This window comes from Archangium gephyra, from assembly GCF_049060025.1.
Taxonomy (GTDB): Bacteria; Myxococcota; Myxococcia; order Myxococcales; family Myxococcaceae; genus Archangium; species Archangium gephyra_A.
The window spans coordinates 1-18,760 of sequence record NZ_JBMEQQ010000002.1 but is presented as its reverse complement, the minus strand read 5'-3'; the positions used below and the strand labels follow the sequence as shown (position 1 = coordinate 18,760).

Annotated in this window: 18 protein-coding genes and 3 pseudogenes; 4 read left to right on the top strand and 17 right to left on the bottom strand. The window is 69.7% G+C overall.

Annotated features, from left to right (window positions below):
- Positions 1-24: 24 nt before the first annotated feature.
- From ACN28I_RS00160 to ACN28I_RS00130, 7 genes and pseudogenes are all read right to left on the bottom strand, one after another.
- Positions 25-2,343 carry a chemotaxis protein CheA gene (locus tag ACN28I_RS00160; RefSeq protein ID WP_420940173.1) on the bottom strand — a complete coding sequence of 773 codons (2,319 nt, stop codon included), beginning with the start codon at positions 2,341-2,343 and terminating at the stop codon, positions 25-27.
- Entirely contained in the window at positions 2,340-2,714 is a 375-nt protein-coding gene (locus ACN28I_RS00155) for a response regulator (RefSeq protein WP_257461214.1), read from the bottom strand. The genes ACN28I_RS00160 and ACN28I_RS00155 overlap by 4 nt, the downstream gene beginning before the upstream one ends.
- Positions 2,715-2,765: 51 nt before the next feature.
- Positions 2,766-3,254 carry a M17 family peptidase N-terminal domain-containing protein gene (locus ACN28I_RS00150; RefSeq protein ID WP_420940172.1) on the bottom strand — a complete coding sequence of 163 codons (489 nt, stop codon included), beginning with the start codon at positions 3,252-3,254 and terminating at the stop codon, positions 2,766-2,768.
- Positions 3,251-3,671, bottom strand: a pseudogene (nusB, locus tag ACN28I_RS00145) (transcription antitermination factor NusB). The gene ACN28I_RS00150 and the pseudogene nusB overlap by 4 nt, the downstream one beginning before the upstream one ends.
- 2 nt (positions 3,672-3,673) lie before the next feature.
- Positions 3,674-4,171, bottom strand: a complete 498-nt coding sequence (gene ribE / locus ACN28I_RS00140; RefSeq protein ID WP_420940171.1) for a 6,7-dimethyl-8-ribityllumazine synthase — start codon at positions 4,169-4,171, stop codon at positions 3,674-3,676.
- A gap of 39 nt (positions 4,172-4,210) precedes the next feature.
- A complete protein-coding gene (gene ribB / locus ACN28I_RS00135) occupies positions 4,211-5,407 on the bottom strand; it encodes a 3,4-dihydroxy-2-butanone-4-phosphate synthase (protein WP_420940170.1) in 1,197 nt (398 codons plus the stop codon).
- A gap of 23 nt (positions 5,408-5,430) precedes the next feature.
- Entirely contained in the window at positions 5,431-6,075 is a 645-nt protein-coding gene (locus ACN28I_RS00130) for a riboflavin synthase (RefSeq protein WP_420940169.1), read from the bottom strand.
- A 358-nt stretch (positions 6,076-6,433) separates the two neighbouring features.
- Here ACN28I_RS00130 and ACN28I_RS00125 point away from each other — a divergent pair, with 358 nt between their 5' ends.
- On the top strand, positions 6,434-7,627 hold the full coding sequence (locus ACN28I_RS00125; protein ID WP_420940168.1) for a cytochrome P450: 1,194 nt from the start codon (positions 6,434-6,436) through the stop codon (positions 7,625-7,627).
- A gap of 46 nt (positions 7,628-7,673) precedes the next feature.
- On the opposite strand, the gene ACN28I_RS00120 is transcribed toward ACN28I_RS00125, so the two are convergent.
- From ACN28I_RS00120 to ACN28I_RS00095, 6 genes are all read right to left on the bottom strand, one after another.
- Entirely contained in the window at positions 7,674-9,248 is a 1,575-nt protein-coding gene (locus ACN28I_RS00120; protein WP_420940167.1) for a hypothetical protein, read from the bottom strand.
- A complete protein-coding gene (locus ACN28I_RS00115) occupies positions 9,214-9,495 on the bottom strand; it encodes a hypothetical protein (protein ID WP_420940166.1) in 282 nt (93 codons plus the stop codon). The genes ACN28I_RS00120 and ACN28I_RS00115 overlap by 35 nt, the downstream gene beginning before the upstream one ends.
- A complete protein-coding gene (locus tag ACN28I_RS00110) occupies positions 9,428-9,685 on the bottom strand; it encodes a hypothetical protein (RefSeq protein ID WP_420948529.1) in 258 nt (85 codons plus the stop codon). The genes ACN28I_RS00115 and ACN28I_RS00110 overlap by 68 nt, the downstream gene beginning before the upstream one ends.
- Positions 9,630-10,154 (bottom strand): hypothetical protein, encoded by a 525-nt coding sequence (locus ACN28I_RS00105; RefSeq protein WP_420940165.1) that lies wholly within the window; start codon positions 10,152-10,154, stop codon positions 9,630-9,632. The genes ACN28I_RS00110 and ACN28I_RS00105 overlap by 56 nt, the downstream gene beginning before the upstream one ends.
- 161 nt (positions 10,155-10,315) lie before the next feature.
- Positions 10,316-11,671, bottom strand: coding sequence for a cytochrome P450 (locus ACN28I_RS00100; RefSeq protein ID WP_420940164.1), 1,356 nt, complete (start codon positions 11,669-11,671; stop codon positions 10,316-10,318).
- A gap of 36 nt (positions 11,672-11,707) precedes the next feature.
- Positions 11,708-13,546 (bottom strand): methyl-accepting chemotaxis protein, encoded by a 1,839-nt coding sequence (locus tag ACN28I_RS00095; RefSeq protein WP_420940163.1) that lies wholly within the window; start codon positions 13,544-13,546, stop codon positions 11,708-11,710.
- 566 nt (positions 13,547-14,112) lie between these two features.
- Here ACN28I_RS00095 and ACN28I_RS00090 point away from each other — a divergent pair.
- From ACN28I_RS00090 to ACN28I_RS00080, 3 genes are all read left to right on the top strand, one after another.
- Entirely contained in the window at positions 14,113-15,132 is a 1,020-nt protein-coding gene (locus ACN28I_RS00090) for a hypothetical protein (protein ID WP_420940162.1), read from the top strand.
- A 772-nt stretch (positions 15,133-15,904) separates the two neighbouring features.
- Positions 15,905-16,222: a hypothetical protein gene (locus ACN28I_RS00085; RefSeq protein ID WP_420940161.1), complete on the top strand. Its 318-nt coding sequence runs from the start codon at positions 15,905-15,907 to the stop codon at positions 16,220-16,222.
- A 9-nt stretch (positions 16,223-16,231) separates the two neighbouring features.
- The gene (locus tag ACN28I_RS00080) at positions 16,232-16,510 is read left to right on the top strand and encodes a YfhO family protein (RefSeq protein ID WP_420940160.1); all 279 of its coding nucleotides are present in this window, start codon (positions 16,232-16,234) and stop codon (positions 16,508-16,510) included.
- Between the two features lie 108 nt (positions 16,511-16,618).
- Here the strand turns inward: ACN28I_RS00080 and ACN28I_RS00075 are convergent, their stop codons facing one another.
- From ACN28I_RS00075 to ACN28I_RS00060, 4 genes and pseudogenes are all read right to left on the bottom strand, one after another.
- The gene (locus ACN28I_RS00075; RefSeq protein WP_420948528.1) at positions 16,619-16,915 is read right to left on the bottom strand and encodes a hypothetical protein; all 297 of its coding nucleotides are present in this window, start codon (positions 16,913-16,915) and stop codon (positions 16,619-16,621) included.
- A gap of 177 nt (positions 16,916-17,092) precedes the next feature.
- A complete protein-coding gene (locus ACN28I_RS00070) occupies positions 17,093-17,260 on the bottom strand; it encodes a sigma factor-like helix-turn-helix DNA-binding protein (RefSeq protein ID WP_420948527.1) in 168 nt (55 codons plus the stop codon).
- Positions 17,261-18,265: 1,005 nt separating this feature from the next.
- Positions 18,266-18,592: pseudogene (locus ACN28I_RS00065) on the bottom strand (tetratricopeptide repeat protein); the annotation flags it as partial.
- 25 nt (positions 18,593-18,617) lie between these two features.
- Positions 18,618-18,760, bottom strand: a pseudogene (locus ACN28I_RS00060) (tetratricopeptide repeat protein); the annotation flags it as partial.

The following is an 18,760-nucleotide window of genomic DNA, read 5'->3' as shown; positions in this document are numbered from 1 at the left end:
ATAGCAGCCTCACGGCCGGAGGCATCACGCGCGGCGTCGTTCCAGGCTCATCCCCTCTTCCAGCAAGGCACCGACATCCAGCACCAGGACGGTGCGCCGGTTGGCCAGGTCCGCCGCTCCGGAGATCCCTCGCACGCCCTGCAGGCGGCCACCCAGCGACTTGACGACGATGTCCTGCTGGCCCTGCAGCTCGTCCACGGCGATGCCCAGCCGCTCCTGGGCCAGGCCGGCGACCACCACGAAGTGCCGGTCGTTCTGGCGCTCGGGGTGGCCGAACTGCCGGGCCAGGCGCATCAGGGGCAGCGTGGTGCCCCGGACGTCCAGCACCTCGCGCCGCTCCACGGTGCGGATCTCCGAGGGCTTCACGGACAGGATCTCCAGCACGCTGTTGAGCGGCACCGCGTAGGTGCGCCCGCTCACGCCCACCACCAGGGCGCGGATGATGGCCAGGGTGACGGGCAGCGTGAGGTGGAAGGCCGTGCCCTGCCCGCGCTCGCTCCACACGTCGATGATGCCGGACAGGTTGCCGATGTTGTTCTTCACCACGTCCAGGCCCACGCCGCGGCCGGACAGCTCGGACACGCTGCGGGCGGTGGAGAAGCCCGGCAGGAAGATGAGGTTGAGCAGCTCGCGCCGGCTCATCTCCCGCGCCTGGGCCTCGGTGATGAGGCCCTTGCGCAGGGCCATGTCGCGCACGCCCAGCTCGTCGATGCCCGCCCCGTCGTCGCTCACCTCGATGACGACGTGGTTGCCCTTCTGCTCGGCGCGCAGCGACACGCGCGCCCGCCGGGGCTTGCCCGCCGCCATGCGCGACTCCGGCGACTCCGCGCCGTGATCGATGGCGTTGCGGATGATGTGCATCAGCGGATCACTCAGCTCCTCGACGATGAGCTTGTCCAGCTCCACGTCGCCGCCGCCGATGACGAAGTCGATCTCCTTGCCCGCGTCCCGGGCGATGCGGCGCACCAGCCGGGCCAGCCGGTCGAACACCTGGCCCACGGGCACCATGCGGGCCTCGAGCAGGCCCTGCTGGAGCGCGTCCAGCTTGCGCTCCAGTTGCCGCGTCTCGCGCGACAGCTCCTGCCCGAACAGCTTGCTGGAGAGCATCACCGCGCCCTCCTGCTGCCGCGCGGACTCCACCATGCGCTGCAGGTTGGCCTTGATGAGGAGCAGCTCGCCCACGGTGTTCATCAGCGCGTCCAGCCGGCTGATGTCCACGCGCACCGTCTGGGTGAGCGAGCGCGCCGACTCGTTCTCCAGCCGCGGACCGCGCGGGGAGGCCGGCTCATCCGTCAGCGTGCGCACGGGAGGCCCGGCCAGCTCGAAGCGCGGAGGCGAGGACTCCACCATCCGCATCGTCTCCAGCACCTCCTGCGTGAGCTCCTCCGGGCTGGCCTCCTCGACGGCGCGCAGCTCCGTGACCTTCTGCGTGCGCTCCGTGCCACCCGCGGCGGAAGTCTCCGCGCCGCTGCCCTTGGGGGCCCGCTTCTTGCGCGGCTTCTTGGGCGCGGCGGGCGCCTCGGCGGGAGCGGACTGCCGGAACACCTGGGCCACCGGCTGCGCCGTGAAGGCGGGCGCCGCGGGGGCCTGGGCGCCGCGCACCTTCAGCGCGAAGAGCTGCGCGGGCGTGCCCTGGAGCTTCGCCGCCAGCTCCTGCTCCGCCACCTTGGCGCCGAAGATGAGATCGAACGCGATGCCGGAAGCCCCACCGGGCTCCGACGAGGGCAGCGTGCTGACGACCTCGCCCAGCGGCTTGAGGCGCGAGTTGAGGTCGGCCAGCCCCGTGTCGAAGTCGGACAGGTCGAACGCGGCACGCACGCGGTAGAGGGCCACGCCGCGGCGCACGTTCTCGCGCAGGCGGTGCTCCTCGTACTCGGTGAAGACGGCGCGCACCTGCGCGTCCAGCTCCAGCCGCTCCAACGGATCCTCGTCGACGGCGGCCGCCGTGACGCCCAGGTTCGCCAGCCGCGTGCCCAGCTCCGTCACACGCCCCGACAGCGCGTCCGAGGACACCTCACGCGACGCCTCGGCCAGCAGGGCCTGGAGCACGTCCAGCGCCTCGATGAGCGAGTCCAGCACCTTGTCGTCCAGCGACAGCTTGCCCAACCGCAGCCGGTCCAGCAGATCCTCGGCCTGGTGGGCCAGCTTCGAGATGCGCTCCTGGCCGAAGAGCGCGGACAGCCCCTTGAGCGAGTGCGCGGCCCGGAAGATGCCGTTGATGAGATCCGGGTCCGGGTCCGTGCCGCGCTGTTGATCCAGCACGAGCAGGTCCTTGCCCAGGGCCTCGAGGATTTCGGTCCCCTCGGCGACGAACTCCGCGAGTGCTTTTCCGGCCTGGTTCACGCGAGCTTGAGGTAGCGGCGCACGAGCCCTTCCAGGCTCTGTGGCGAGAAGGGCTTGACGAGGTACTCCGCCGCGCCGAGCGCCAGCCCGCGGTCGCGATCCTTCTCACGGCCCTCGGTGGTGACGATGAACAGCGGCGTGTCGCGGTAGTTCGGGTTCTTCTTGACGAAGTTGATCAGCTCCAACCCGTTGATGTCCGGCATGTTGATGTCGGTGATGATGAGATCGAACCGGTGCCGGGGCAGGAGCTTGAGGGCCTCGAAGCCGCTGCTGGTGACGATGGCCTCCAGACCGGAGATGGACTCCACCGTCGCGGCGATCAGCTCGCGCGATGCCTTGGAGTCCTCCACGATCAGGATCTTGAACTTCATGGGTTGGGAACCGGCCCTCCATCGTAGCAGAACGGAGGGCGGCGGCGAGCCTCAGCCCTTGCGTCCCGGCAGACGGCGCGCCAGTTCCTTGTCCGCCAGGACGGCGACCTTCTTCCCCTTGAAGGCGGGGAGGAACTTGTCCGACAGGGCGGAAGCCCGGGTGGCCTCGTCCAGCGCGCCAGTTCCGGGGATTTCCAGGGCCACGGCTTCCACCTTCGCCCGGGCGAGCACCTGGCCGGCATTGGCGAGCGCCTCGCCCAGCGAGGAGGCATCCAGGCCCTTCCTGCGCCCCAGGCCGATGACGAAGATGCGGGGCACGGGGAAGCGGCCGTCGGTGGGCAGCAGGAGGGAGTCGTCGCGGGCGCCCACGAAGAAGCCGGACTGGAGCACGCGCGACAGGGCGCCGCACAGCCGCCAGTCCACGTAACCGGCCGAGCCCGGCAGGGGCCGGTCGTCCTCGCCGACGAAGAGGCAGAGCGCGTCCACCCCCTCCAGCGAGTCCAGGCCCTGCAGGTTGGCATCGCAGGCGGCGACGTTCACTGCTTCCCCAGCGCCGCGGCCACGCGGTCCAGCAGGCCGTTGACGAAGGCGCTGGACTCCTCGGTGCCGAAGTTCTTGCCCAGCTCCACGGCCTCGTTGAGCGACACCTTCTTGGGGATGTCCGGGCGGTACTTCAGCTCGAAGACGCCCAGGCGCAGCACGTTGCGGTCGATGCGCGACATGCGATCCAACCGCCAGTTGTGGCTGTGCTGTTCGATGAGCCGGTCGATCTCCGCCCGGTTCCCCATGACGCCGTCGACGAAGCTCGCGGGCGAACTTCACCGCCTCGGCCTCCTTGTGGACCTCCTCGGTGGCGGCCCACGCGGACTCCAGGGCCTCGTGGACGGACCCGGGCGTCATCTCCAGTTGATAGAGCGCCTGCAGCGCGCGCTCCCGTGCGGTTCTCCGAGCGCCCATGGCTAGCCCTTCTTCCCGTCCGCGGCCAGCGTGGTGGCCAGCTTCACGTGGAGGTTGACCATCTCGATGCAGGCGGCGGCGGCCTCTGCGCCCTTGTTGCCGGCCTTCACGCCGGCCCGGTCGATGGCCTGCTCCACCGTGTCGCACGTGAGCACGCCGAAGGTGACGGCCGCCTGCGCGTTGAAGGCCACGTTGCCGATGCCCTTGGCGCACTCGCCCGCCACGTAGTCGAAGTGCGGGGTGCCGCCGCGGATGACGGCGCCCAGGGTGATGACACCCACGTAGGCGCGCGACTCCGCCACGCGCCGCGTCAGCGCCGGCAGCTCATAGGTGCCGGGGCAGCGGAAGACGTCGATGTCGCCGTCGGCCACTCCATGGCGCACCAGCGTGTCCACCGCGCCCTTCACCAGCTCCTCGGTGATGAACGCATTGAAGCGGGCCACGCAGATGGCGAAACGGCCCTTGGGAGGAAGAAAGTCACCTTCGATGTAGCGAGGCATGTGCGGCCCCTCTCTACACCAGCCACCCGGCTGGCGTCCTTACAGAGTTTTCCTACGGGGGGGACGGCGAGCGGCCACCCGCCGCACCGGCTCGGCGGACAGGGTGAGCGGAATCTGCTCCACCACCTCCAGCGAGTAGCTCTCCAACCCCACGATCTTCTTGGGATTGTTGGTGAGCAGGCGCAGCCGGGACAGCCCCAGGTCCTTGAGGATTTGAGCCCCCACGCCGAACTCGCGCAGGCGCGTCTGATCGTTGTTGCCCGGCACCGCCTCCTCGTTGGAGACGTGGGTGCACTGCAGGCGGTTCTTCGGGGGCACGTCGCGCTGGAGGAAGATGACCACCCCGCGCCCCTCCTTTTCGATCCGCTGGAAGGCCTGCTCGAGCTGGCTGCCGCAGTCACACCCGGCGCTGCCCAGCAGGTCTCCCACGAGGCAGGCCCGGTGGACGCGGGTGAGCACGGGCTCGCGGCCGGAGATGTCGCCCTTGACGAGGGCCACGTGCACCGCGCTGTCCACGTCGCTGCCGTAGGTGTAGGCCCGGAAGGAGCCCTGCCCGCGGCGCTCCAGCGTCGTCTCGGCGAGGCGCTTGACGAGCCGCTCACGCTCCAGCCGGTAGCGGATGATGTCGGCCACGGACAGCAGCACCATCTTGTGCTTCCGGGCGAACTTCACCAGGTCCGGCCGGCGGGCCATGGTCCCATCCGGGTTCATGATCTCGCAGATGACGCCTGAGGGCGAGAGGCCGGCCAGGCGCGCCAGATCCACGCTGCCCTCGGTCTGGCCGGTGCGCACGAGCACCCCGCCATCGCGGGCGCGCAGCGGGAAGATGTGGCCGGGGCGCGCGAGGTCGCTCGGCTTCGCGTCGGGGGCCACCGCCACCTGGATGGTGTGGGCGCGGTCCGCGGCGGAGATGCCGGTGGACACGCCCTGGGCGGCCTCGATGGAGACGGTGAAGGCCGTCTGGAAGGACGAGGTGTTGTCCTGCACCATGAGGGGCAGGTTGAGCCGGCGGATGCGCTCCTCGACGAGCGACAGGCAGATGAGCCCGCGCCCGTGGGTGGCCATGAAGTTGATGGCCTGCGGCGTCACCTTCTCCGCCGCCATGACGAGGTCTCCCTCGTTCTCGCGGTCCTCGTCATCCGTGAGGATGACCATGCGCCCCTTGCGGATCTCCGCGAGCGCCTTCTCCACCAGGGAGATGCTGTCCGACTCGTGCTGCCTGCCACCGCGCGCCATTGCGTCCTGGCCTTTCCTTCGAATCATCCGCCGAAACCGGCCGCCTTGATGACCGCCTCGGAGAGCCCGCCACCCGGGCCCTGGCGCAGCGACACCAGCCGCGCCACGTACTTGCCAATCATGTCCCCCTCCAGGTTCACCCGCTCGCCCACGGACTTGGCGCGCAGCGTGGTGCGCTCCTGCGTCTCCGGGATGAGCTGCACACTGAAGCGGTCCACCCCCACCGTGTTGACGGTGAGGCTGATGCCGTCGATGGCCACCGAGCCCTTCTCGATGAAGAAGGGCGCCAGCGCCTCGGGAAGCCGGAAGACCATCACCCACGAGCCGCCCTCGGGCCGCGTCTCCAGCACCTCGCTGACGGCGTCCACGTGCCCGCTGACGAGGTGGCCGCCCAGCCGGTCGCCCAGCGCGAGCGCCCGCTCGAGGTTGACGCGCGAGCCCGGCGCCACCGCGCCCAGCGTGGTGCGCCGCAGCGTCTCCGGGGCCGCCTGCACGCGGAACGAGTCCCCGCCGCGCTCCACCACGGTCAGGCAGGCCCCATCCACGGCGATCGACTCGCCGAGCGCGAAGTCCTTCGCGCCCAGCGCCGTGCGGATCCACACGTCCGTCATGCCGCCGGGGATGACGCGCTCCACCACACCGATGTCCTGGATGAGTCCGGTGAACATTTCGGGCAGGCTTATAACGGATCCCGGCCCGCGATTCCGCTGCTTCCCCGATGGCCCTCCCCTACCGGGCAGGCAGCCTCACCGGCCCCATCAATCCGGTTGCCGGGGCCGGGACCCACGAGGTCTCGTGGCGTCATTCCGGCCCTACCTGTCGGGTGACCTCCAACCCCCGCTTTCGCTCGGAGAATCACCCACTGTTCTGCATCGGTGTGGCATGGATTCTGCCTCTGACTTCTCTCGACATCCCAATCAACCGGGACTACTTTCCTGAGCCATGACCGGATCGGGCACTCCTGTGACGACACCCGCGGAAAGCACCGCGCGGACGGCTGACCTCAACCCCGTCAGCCCCGAGAACATGCTGAACCCCATCCCGTTCTACCGGACGCTGCGGGAGACCGATCCGGTGCACTGGGCGCCCGAGGTCCACGGCTGGTTCCTCACCCGGCACGACGACGTGATGAACAGCTTCCGGGACGCGCGCTTCAGCGCCAACCGCGTCAGCCTGATGGAGCAGCAGCTCCAGGGCCTGGATCCGTCGCTGCTCGAGCACTTCACCGGCAACATCAAGCTGCAGATGATGATGTACGACGGGCGGGATCACATCCGCATGCGCCGTCAGGCCAACCCGAGCTTCACGCCCCAGGCGCTCGATAGCTGGCTGCCCGCCATCCGGCGCACCATGCACATGCTGCTGGACCGGGTGCAGAAGGACGGCCAGATGGACTTCGTGCCGTCCGTCTCCTACGAGCTGCCCCCGCGCGTCATCGGAGAGCTGTTCGGCATGCCTCAGGAGGAGCACGAGCTGCTCCTGCAGTGGGCCGCCCCCATCGCCGAGTTCGGCGGCCTCACGGTGGGCATGGACGTGGTGACGATGGCCAAGAAGGCCGACACGGCCATGAAGGAGTTCGCGGCGCACATGACGGCGCTCGCCGAGAAGCGCCGCCACGAGCCCGGCCAGGATCTGCTCAGCCAGATGATGCACGGGCATGATCCCAGGATGGGGCCCGGCATGACCATGGAGGAGCTGGTGGCCAACGCCATCCTCATGCTCAACGCCGGGCACATGACCACCACGGATCAGCTCAGCAACTTGATCCATGATCTGCTGACGCACCCGGAGCAGCTCCGGCTGCTCCAGCAGGATCCCAAGCTGCTGTCGGCGGCCGTGGAGGAGTCGCTGCGCTACCGCCCGGCGGTGCCCTTCCACTACCGGATCGTCGGCGAGGAGATGCAGCTCCGCGGCAAGACGCTGCGCAAGGGAGACGTGGTCTTCATGGGCATCGCCGCCGCCAACAGGGATCCGGCGGTGTTCTCCGAGCCGGATCGCTTCGACATCACCCGCGACCACCTCCACCAGAAGCACCTGACGTTCTCCTTCGGCCCGCACCACTGCCTGGGCGCGGGCCTGGCCCGGCGCGAGCTGGAGATCGCCCTCGAGGTGCTCCTGCAGCGGATGCCCGAGCTGCGGTTGGATCCGGAGCGGCCGCCGCGGCACAAGTGCAGCAGCCTCATCTTCCGCGGCTTCGACTCCATGCACGTGCGGTGGTGAGCGCGTCAGGCGCCCCGGGTCCCCGCCGGAGCGCCCGCCGTGACGCTCAGTCCTCCGCGAGCGCCAGCGCCAGCATTGCGCTCAGCTCGAAGGCGCGATCCATGCGGAAGGGGCAGTACAGCGCCTTGCCGATCCACAAGGGCTCCTGGTTCAGGACGAACGGACGGTAGTTGCTCCGCAGGTACTTGTTGGCCCGCGCCAGCGCGCCGTGGATGCGCTCCTCGTGGAGGCCCTTGCCTCGCAGCGAGTGGAGCACGAGCGCCGCGAAGGCGGTCTCCACCGTCGTCGTGTGGCCGGCGGCGCCCCAGCCGCCGTCCTGCTTCTGCTCATCGAGCAGGGTCTCGACGGAGTTGCGCATCAGGTGGGGATCCGGAATGGAGAGCATCACCTGGGCCGTCGTGTAGAGCCAGGAGATCTGCCACTTGTCCAGCAGCCAGCGGCCGTCCGCCGCCCGCATGTCGAGCATGGCGCGCACCCACTGCTCCGTGTTCTCGCCCACGAGGTTCAACGCCATCACCGCGTGCGCGGTGGTGGTCAGCGAGGGGTGCGTCTCCTGGGGATAGGTGAAGAAGTGCTGCCCACGCTCGTACTGCCTGAGGATCTTCATGTCCGCGGGCCGCTTCGCGGCCTTGAGGACCGCGAGGACGACGGCGGTGTCGTCCCCATCGGGCATGAAGTACTTCGTGAAGCCGATGCCGCCGCGGGAGAGCGCCTTCTCGAGCACGTCGAGGTGCTTCTGCACATTCTCATCATCCGCCAGCAGCGGGTGATCCAGCAGGCCGGCGCACAGCACCGCGAACAGGCCCCACCCCTGCTCCATCAGATCGATGCGCCAGGTGGCGGGCACCACGCCCGGAAGGCGGACATCCGTGCCCGCCTCGGAGGCCTTCAGGTACCGCCGCGCCCGGGCGACGTGCTCTTGCAGCTCGGGACGATCCTTGGCCAGGTCGATCCAGGCGGCGGTGGCCGCGGGGCACGGCCCGATACCGCCGTCCGGATCCATCAGCGCGGGATCCGGCTCCGTGCCCCACCCCTCGAAGGTGAGGGCCGGCGGGGTGCCGGGGAAGAACTGCTTCAGCCGGCCGAGCTTCTCGCGGCGCCGCTTGCCATCCTCGATGACGGCGGCGTACTGGTCCACCGGGACGTCCAGGCCCAGGTCCACGGCGGCATCCAGCAGCCGCGGCAGGTTCATCTCCACGCCCACCAGGAGATCCTCGGGCAGCACCGTCCAGTAGGGGCGCTGCTGGCGGATGAACTCCAACCCGCGCTCCACGGCCCGCTTCGCCCGCTCGTCCTTGCCCCGCACGTGCAGGGCGAGCACGGCGGCGAGCGTCGGCATGTCGCGCGCGCGCAGCACCTTGGGGTTGTCCCAGCCACCATCGGCGTGCTGCTGCTGCAGCAGCCACTCCACGGCCGCCTCGGGACCCTCTTCCGGAGGGGCCAGGCGCACCACCATGGCCGTGTCGTAGACGGAGCCATTGGACAGCCCGCCGTCCTTGCCGAGGTCCGCGATCAGTCCTCGCAGATCCTCCAGGATGATCTTCGCGGCAGGCGTCAGGGCCTTGGAAGCCCCTGACGGGTTCTGATCAGGATTGAGAGGAAGTGCCTGCGTCGAGCTCATTGCCATCCTGCCTCACGAGAACGTGGTGATAGTCGTGGTGGGTATAGAAGTCGCAAACGAAGGCCACGAGGTTGATCATGAAACGCTCGGGGAGCATCGTCTGCGTCTTCTCTCTGCTCTCGGGACCGCCCAGTTCCATGCAGCGCTTCACCGTGAGGGAGAGCTTGTCCTGCACCGCCTCACGGGCGAGCGCCAGGGCCGCCGCCGCATCGGGCGCCTTGCCGTCCTTCAGGAGCACCTGCTGCACGATTCCCAGGGCGTTGAGCTTCCCCTGGGCGAAGCTCCTTCTCGTAGGTCCGGAGATCGTTGGCCAGACGCACGCAGATGGCCACCTGATGCGCCATCTCGAGGAGCCGCGGCAGGTGGGAGCGGATCGACGGATCATCGATCGCGCTGATCATGCACAGGCACACGGGGATGACGCCGGTGGTCTGCAGGGCGCCCTTCTCGAGGTACTCCTCGAGGCTCGGGAACGAGGGCCGCGACGCATCGGAGGAGCCGGCGCTCCAGAGCGCCTCGGCCCGGCATGCCGCTCAGCCCCTCCTCGAGGGCCCTGGCCAGCTCCGGGCTCAACGTCTCGAAGATCGGGTACTGGCGCAGCAGGCCCCGCAGGTCGCTCAGCGCCTCGAGCAGGGGCGCGAGCCGCTCATCCCCCTGGGTGTCGATGGCGTCCTGGCGGCCGGGCGAGAACAGCGCGTGGAGGCCCACGAGCTTGCCCCACTGGGCGGACGAGGTCAGCCCGTGCTCATCGGTCAGCTCGTCCACGACGAAGAACCAGGTGCCCATGCACGTGGCGGGCATCAGCCGGGACACGTCGAGGAACGGGGCCGCGGCGGCCAGGGTCAGGCAGAGCTGCTTGGCCCGGGCGTTGCGCATGATGTCGCGGCTCGTCGTCAGCGAGATCATGCGATCGTGGCGATCCATCCACGGGCGCAGCGCGGCGGAAGCTCCTGGGTGAGCGCGAAGACGTGCGCGCCCTTGTCGGGCAAGCCCTCGAGGTACTTGCTCCGAAGGGCGCTCTCTTTTGAGAAGACATGGGGCTCCGAGGGGGGGAACGCCGCCGGCGATCAGGAGGCGAGCGCCATGGCGGCCCTGCGCCGGTTCACCTTGAGCAGGAACGGAGAAGGCGCGAGCGTCGACGCCGTCAGCGGGCGCACGGGCTGGTCGGACACGAGCGAGAAGCTCACGTTCTGGCACATGTGCGCCACCGTGAGCTGCATCTCCATCAGCGCGAAGTGCTGGCCGATGCAGACGTGGGGCCCGCTGCTGAAGGGGATGTACACGCCGCGCGGCAGCTTCTTCTCGTTCTCGGGCGTGAAGCGCTCCGGATCGAAACGCTCCGGATCCGGGAAGTACTCCGGATGCCGGTGGATGACGTACGGGGAGATGAGCAGGACCTGCCCCTTGCGCAGCCCGTAGCCCTCGACCTCGATGTCCTCCGTGGGCTCGCGGCCGAAGATGTTCGCGGGCGGGAACAGCCGCATCGACTCCTTGATGACCTGGAGCGTGTACGGCAGGCGGGGCAGGTCCGCATGGGTCGGAAGCCTTCCGCCCAGCACACTGTCCAGCTCGGCATGGAGCCGGGCCTGGATGTCCGGGAACCGGGCCAGCGCCAGCCACAGCCAGGACAACGCGTTGGAGGTGGTCTCGTGGCCGGCCAGGTAGAGCGTCAGGGCCTGGTCCAGCAGCTCCTCCGAGGTCAAGCCGACCCCGTCCTCGTCCTTGGACAGCAGGAGCATGGAGAGCACGTCGCCCTTGTCGCCGCGCTCGCGGCCCAGGGCGATCAGGCTCTGGGCCCGGCCGCGCATGAACGCGATGGCCTCGCGGACCAGCTTGTTCTTCGGCGTGGGCACGGACAGCGGGAGCCGGAGCGGGTTGGCCGTGCTCTCGGCGATGAACTCCGCGACGGTGCGCAGGGCCTCGAAGAAGCTGTCCTCCTCGTTGATGTCCATGAGGAAGACGGCCTTGGCGATCATGTCGCGCGTCAGCCGGTGCGTCACCGCGATCATGTCCACGTCCGCACCATCCGCGAGGGTGCGCTGGGCCTCGTCGGTGAGCGTCACCATCTGCTCGCAGTAGCCGTTGAGCCGCTTGGGCGTGAAGGCCGGAGCCATGATGCGGCGGATCTTCCGGTGCCGCTCCCCGTGGATGGCCGGCAGCGCGGTGCGGCCGAGCACCGGGGTGAAGTTCTTGGCGAAGGACTCCGGGCTGAAGACCGCGGCCTTCTCGGACAGCACCACGTGCAGCATCTTGGGGCTGTTGACGAGATAGAGCGGCATGGGCCCCACCCGGAACTCGCCGAACTCGCCACACTCCCGGGCCACCCGCAGCGGCAACCCCATGCGGTCGTCCTTGAAGGCCGACCAGCTCCCAACCAACAACGGCTCACGGAAACGGGGAACGGGCTTGTACGGGGGGGGCATGGCGGATTCCGGGGGGTGTGGGGGGGAGGGACGGACTCAGTTGCTTTCCACGGAGGTTCCGCGAGCCACCGGCCGGGGGGCGGTGGACGACCGGCTCTCGCCCGACATGGCCGCCACCTTGTCCGTCACGTTGCGCACGAGATCCAGGGCCTCGTCGGAGGTGCGGAGCTGCACCATCGTCTGATCCATCAGGCGCGACAGGTCGTTCACCGCCTGGAAGATCTGGGTGATGCCCGTGTTCTGCTGGGTCACCGCCGCGGTGATCTGCCGCACGGAGGCCGCGTTGTCGCGGACGATGCCGGACAGCTCGGTGATGTTGTTACCGAACTCGCGCACCTGGATGAGGCTGCTCTCCACCTTCTCCGAGCCCTTCTCGGTCATGCTCACGGTGGTGCGGATGGCCGTGCTGATGTCCTGGAGGATGGAGCGGACGTTGTTGGTGGCGCGGATGGACTGATCGGCCAGGGTGCGGATTTCACGCGCGACGACGCCGAAGCCCTTGCCGTGCTCGCCGGAGCGCACGGCCTCGATGGCGGCGTTGAGCGCCAGCATGTTGGACTGGTCGGCCAGGTCCTTCACCGTGGTGGTGATGCTGGCGATCTGCCGGGTGCGCTGATCCAGGTTGCGGATCTGCCGGGCCATCTCCTTCACCTGCTCGCCAATCTCCTGCAGGCCGTTGAGGCTCTGCTGGATGGCGGCCTCGCCCGCGCGGCTGATCTGATCGGCCTTCTCGGTCTGCTGCAGGATGCCCTCGGCCTTCTGGGCGGTGAGCGCGGAGGTCTGCTTGATCTCCTGGGCGGTGACCTGCGTCTCCTGGAGGGCCGTGGCCTGATGGGTGAGCGCCTCGGTCTGCTTGCTGGTGGACAGGCCGAGCTGCTCGGCGGAGCGGCGCAGGGCGTGGGCGGACTCACCCAGCGAGGCGGAGAAGGCCTTGAGGCGGCCGAACGCCTTGGCGGTGGCCGCGGCCAGGTCGCCGATCTCGTCGGTGGACACCCACTCGGGGAGCTTGGGCTCACCGGAGGCGAGGGCCTCCACGGTCGTCTGCACGCTCTGGGCGGCCTCGGTCTGGTACCGGGAGAGCTGCCAGGCCGAGAAGGCCGCGCTCACCAGCAGGTAGGAGCCCAGCAGGCCCAGGGGAAGCAGCGCATCGCTGACCATCTTCGCCACGGCGCCGTCGAGCAGGGAGAGGAACTGGTCGGGGGTCACCGGGCCCAGCATCTGCTCACGCAGGTGCAGGAAGTTGTTGTACCCCTCGCGCAGCAGCACGCTCGTGACCGTGGCGATGGTGCAGGCCACGAAGACGCCGAAGGCGTACGGCAGGTACCAGCGCTGACGCACCCAGAAGATGCCGCTGCCCTGCGGAATGGCCTCGGGGTTCTTGTGGAACTCCGCGAGGGCATAGGGACGCAGGATGCGCTCCCAACCCGGACGCAGCTGGATCATCAGCAGGAAGACCAGCAGCGAGACGACGACGAGCGTCCAGGGAATCAGCCACAGGTTCTTGCCGAAGCGAACGACCGGCGCGGCCGTCACCGTGAGGATGGAGAGCACGGACCCGATGGCCAGGCCGACCTCCATCTGGCGGGGAATCTTGAGGATGCGCTCCAGGCGCGCACTGGCGCGCTCACCGGGATTGGTGGCGAAGGCGTTCTCCACCAGCTTCTTGATGAAGACGTAGGGTCCCACGGCCGCGAAGAGCGTGCCGGCGACGGGCAGGGCCCAAATCAACAACCAGATGGCCTCGTCCTTGTTGAGGCCGGTGATCAGCCCCACCATGTAGACCAGCGCGGGAAAAACCGTATAGGAGTTCGAGTTGGCGGCGATGACCAGCCGCACGGGGAGCTTCTTGAGATCAGCCTGCTCGAGGGAGGACATGGGAATCAGGCTCCTGCGGTGACGTCAGAGGGCGACGGGACCGCGCGGTCATGAACGGGACGGGCGGGGAGAAGGGGGAGAGGGCGGAGGAGAGTGGCCATCCGGGAAGCCGGCGCGGCCCGTGGAGTACGCGGGCCGGTGCTGTGGTCACGACCGGGCATGTCGAGATCAGGTGGAAGAGTCTAGTTGGAGCGCCAACCCACTTGGAAGGGCTCGGAGTTGACGTGTCCCTAGCAGTGCCGTCCGTGTGTTTCTTCCATCCCAGCAAGATTCCTACCTCGTCCTACGGAAAGTTCCGTGTGCACTCTAGCAGTGCACCTGCTGGAGGAAAAGAAGCGGCCAGACCCCCTGGGTTTCCCTCATTCAGAGGGCGGATTGTGCTCGGGGACGCGCAAGTTTCCACTGCTGGTGCACAACGGAGCGGGTTGGGCGCCTGGAGAGCGGGCGTGCGGCTTCATGTGAAACGGGCGGAGTTGCCAACGGGCGCGGGCTCCGCTCACCGCGTGCGGCGCGAGGAGCATTGCCGTCCATCAACCGCTCCTGGCAAGGTCGGGCGCCGCAAGCCCATGCCTCTCTCCCAGCAGGCCAGAGCGCGCCTCGCGGTGGTGGCCACCGCCTTCGCCCTCCCCCTCCTCTACTTCCACCGGGCGGCCTTCTCGGAGAAGATCTTCGCCTCGCGCGACATCCTCCGGGTCTACTACCCGCTGGGGAGTTCCGGGCCGAGCGGGTGCCGCGGCTCCAGTTCCCGGACTGGTACCCGTACAACGCGTTGGGTCAGCCCTACCCGGGCATGCTCATCTCCGGGGCGTTCCACCCCGGCCAACCTGCTCTACCTGCTGCTGCCCGTGGGGACGGCGCTCAAGGTCATCACCCTGCTCTCCTACGTGGCGGCGCTGGGCGGTACCTACCTCTTCGCCCGGCTCTGGGGCCTGGGCCGGTGGGCGGCGCTGCTGGCGGGGCTCACCTACGCGCTGTGCGGCTACATGGTGGGCATCAGCAACAACCTGCTCTACCTCATGGCGGCCAGCACCTTCCCCTGGGCCCTCTGGGGCGCCGAGCGCTTCCTGCGTGCGCCCTCGGCGGGCCGTGCCACCGCCGCCGCGCTGCCGCTGAGCCTCGTCCTCCTCAGCGGGGATGCCCAGAGCTTCGCCCTGTGCAACGGCCTGCTGCTGGTGCTCGTGCTGCTGCGCCCGGATCGCGCGGGCGCGCTGCGGACCGCGCCCGGGCCGGCCTGCTCATCGTGCTCGGCGCGCTGCTGTCCCGGTGCAAATCCTCCCCGTCCTCACCACGGTGAAGAACGCCTGGCCCAGCGCCCCGACGCTCCAGTGGGCCACCTACTTCTCGTTCCATCCCCTGCGGCTGCTCAACTCGCCCTCGGGGCGCTCTACCTCGACCCGGAGTCGGGGACGGCGGCCTCCAGCGTGATGGCCGATGAGCTGTTCAAGTCGGGCATGGGGGGCTTCTGGGTGTCCTCGGTGTACATGGGGCTCCCGGCCGTCCTGCTGCTGGGAGGCGCCCTGTGGATATGGCGTCGCCACCCGCTGACGTGGAAGGTGTCCGCGTCACGCTCGCCATCCTCGCCCTGACGATGGCGCACAGGTGCCGCTCTACCGCTGGTTCTACGTCGATTCCCCTCTGGAACGCCTTCCGCTACCCGGAGAAGCTGCTGCCCTACATCCTGTTCCCGTGCGCCCTCGGCGCGGGGGCCGGACTGGAGGCCGTCCTGCGCGAGCCCTCCGTGGCACGGCGCCTCGCCCGGGCCGGGTTCGTCCTCGCGGGGGTCTGCGGGCTGCTCGCGCTGGGCGAGTCGCAACTGCGGCTGTTCTCCCGTGGGGTGCTCCATTCCCTCTGGAAGAGGGCCATCCCACCATCCTGGAGGTGCTCCACGGCAACTTCATCCAGGCCGCCGGGGTGGGCGCCATCACGCTCGGCCTCATGGGCGTGGTGCTCGCGCGAGCCCCCCCCGGCCCGGTGCGCGGCGGCCATCCTCGGGCTCCAGTTCGCCGTCCTCTACCAGGCCAACGAGGGCTCCTACCATGTGACCTTCACGGACGTGCTGGAGCAGCCCACCTCCTTCGTGGAGCTCATCCTGAAGCGGGAGGCGGACGCGAGCCCGGTGCGGCCGCGTGTCTTCGGGGGCGCGGAAATCTCCGCCGCGCCACGTGCCCGAGGGACTCCATCCCGTGGACCTCATGTCCCTCAACTTCGCCGTGGGGCTCCGCGGGACACGCCCGCCCCTCTGGCACCTGGAGAGCGCCGGGCCCTACCTCCCCGCCGCCTCCCGGCGCATGGCCGGGCTGCTCTACACCCCCGACTCCGCCAGCCTCTGGGTGGGACGCCTCTCCCGGCCTCTACCACGTGCGCTACCTGGCCCTGGATGCGCGGGCCTGTCGGCGAATCTCCGGCGACCGGGAGGTCATCCTCGCCAAGGAGCCCCGCGTGGGGGCGGGCGTGGTGCTGCTGCGCAATCCCAACGCGCTGCCTCGTGCCTATCTGGCCACGCCCGTCTGCGTGCCGGACGAGCCCGCCGCGCGTGCCCTCGTGCTCTCGCGCTCCTTCCGCCCCGGCCAGCGGGCCGTCTCGAGTGCCCGCCCGGCACGCCTCGCGACGAGTCACCTCCCGCCGCGGGAGAGCCCGGCCAGGTGCGCGTCGTCCACTACACGCCGAGGTCCGTGAAGGGTCGAGGTGGAGGCACGCACCCCGGCGGCCCTGGTGCTCAACGACGCCTTCTACGACGGGTGGAGCGCGACCCTGGACGGACAGCCCACGCCCGTCCTGCCCGCCAACCTCGCGGTGCGCGGGGTGCGGGTGCCCGCGGGCACCCACCGCGTCTCCTTCACCTACCGCACTCCGCGGCTGGGGCTCGGGGCGCTCCTCTCCCTCGGCACCCTGGGGCTGCTCGGGCTCGCGGTGCTCGTGGAGCGCCGGAGGCGGGCTCAGGCCTTCTTCGGGCCCTCGAGGTAGCCCACCATCGCCTCCAGGTCCGAGACGATAGCCGTCTGAAGCTGCCCAGCATGAGCCGGCCGAACAGCTCCAGGAGGAACCCCATCCCGCCAATCTCCGCCTCCATCGTCAGGGCCGTCTTCCCGCCCGCGGGCTCGAGCCGGTACCGGAAGCGGTAGTGCCCGCGCTTCGAGCTGCCCTGCGTCCCATCCACGTACAGCTCGACCAACTTGTTGGGCTCGAGGCCGGTGACCTCGAAGGTTCGCTGGCCTCCCTGCCGAACATGCGCCGCGTCTCGCGCCACTTCGTCCCCACCCCGAACTTCCCGGGCGAGAGCTTCTCGATGCCCACCAGGTTCGGCATCCACTTGCTCGCGGCATCCAGGTCCTTCAAGGCACTGAAGACCCGCTCCGGCGACGCGGCGATCCTCGCGCACGGTGAACTCGATGGGCATGTGTCCTCTCCGCCAACAGGGACCGGGCACCCTACCGGCCCCGCGCGGACGGGCTCAAGTCCCGTCTCAATCCATCAACCGGTGGAGGCTGAGATCCAACCGGCTGCGCACCAGGCCCAGCAGGCTCTCCAGCTCGGAGCCCTAGAGCTTCAGCCGGGAGGCCAGCTCCCCCGGGTGAGCCTCAGCAACCGCTCGCGGGCCTGCATCACCCGGCGCGCGATGCTGGAGCGGGGCTCGCCGTACATCGTCGCGAGCCGGTCCATGGTGAGGCCATGGATGTGGTGCAGGCGCAACAGGGCCCGCTCCCGCTCGGGCATGACGGCCAGGGCCGTGCGCAGCGCGGTGACGAGCGCCTGGCGTGAGTCCTCCTTGAGGACCTCCTTCTCCGGGTCATCCGGCGCAGCCTCCGCGCGAGCGTCTCCGGCGGCTCGTCGAAGAGGCCCCTGGCGCTCGTCCTGGCTCGCCAGCTCGCCCACGATGCGCACCCCGATGATGCGCACCCAGGCCAGCAGCGGTCCCCGGCCCGAGTAGTCGGCGATCCTCGGAGGCGTTCGCCCCGGCCCAGCAGCAGCCGCTGGCGCATCACCTGCAGCACCTCGTCCACGGTGGACGCGGAGACCTGCCCCAGCCGCGCGGGCACCTTCTGGAGACCTGCTGCTCGAAGGCGAGCAGGGCCTGGCGCTCCCCCACCGCGAGGCGCACGCGAGGTACAGATCGGCCCCATGGAGCTGGCGCAGCACCTCGGTGACACCTTCCGCGGGCAGGTGCCGCGCCAGGTGCCGCACGAAGGTCTCCGCCGTCGAGCGAGACGGCGGGCCACGCTCCCCTCCCCTTCTCCAGCAGCTCCCGCAGGAGCGTCTCCAGGCCCTCCGCTGCCTGCAGTCGGGCGCTCCGTGGGCGCACCTGGGCCGGCCCGCAGCACCGCGAGGAAGTCCGCTCTCCCGGGGCTCGCTCATGGCGTCCCCGCCTTCTGGGCCACCAAGGACGGAGCCGGGTGCCGCTCCTGCCAGTCCATCACCTGCTTCAGCTCCAGGCGCGCCCGCGTGCCCAGGCGGGACATCTGCACCCGGGCCTCTTCCGCCAGCGCGGCGGCACGCGCCAGCCCACGGCGGGCTCCCGCTCTCCGAGGGCCCGGGCCAGCAGGAAGGAGCCCCAGGCCTCGTCAAGCGAATCCCTCGGGGCCCGCGCGTGGACCCGCCGGGCGCGCTCGAGCAACGGCGCGGCCTGCTCCGCGTCACCAACGCCCGCCGGGCCTCGGCGATGCACGTGGAATCCGCCGCCATGTCCGGCGTATCCGTCCCCTGCACCTGCTCATCGTTCCCCAGGGCGCGCTGGCAGTACTCGAGCGCCTTCTGGGGCGAACCCGCCGTCAGCTCGAGCCGGGCCAGGGGCAGCAGCGCGTTGTTGACCGTGGCGCTGTCCGGGCCGTTCTCCTTCTCCCACAGCCGCAGGGCGCGCAGCAGGTGGCGCCGCGCCTCGTCGAGCTGGCCCATCCGGTGCTGGACGAGCCCCAGGTACATCAGCGGCGCGGCGGTCCGCGGGGAGTCCGGACCCAGCGCGCGCTGGATGCGCTCCAGGGCCTGCCGCTGGTAGCCGAGCGCCTCCTCCAGATTCTGGGCGTCGTCGGCCACCATCCCGAGCGCGCAGGCGCGGTCGGCGGTCTTTGGGGTGGTCCGGGCCCTTGCTGCGCTCGAAGATGGCGAGCGCCCGCTGGAGGTACTGCCGGGCCTCGTCCAGCCGGCCCTGAGCGCGCAAGGCCGCGCCGAGGTTGTTGAGCGGGGGGCCGAGGCTGGGATCGTCCGGGGAGCGCGACGTCT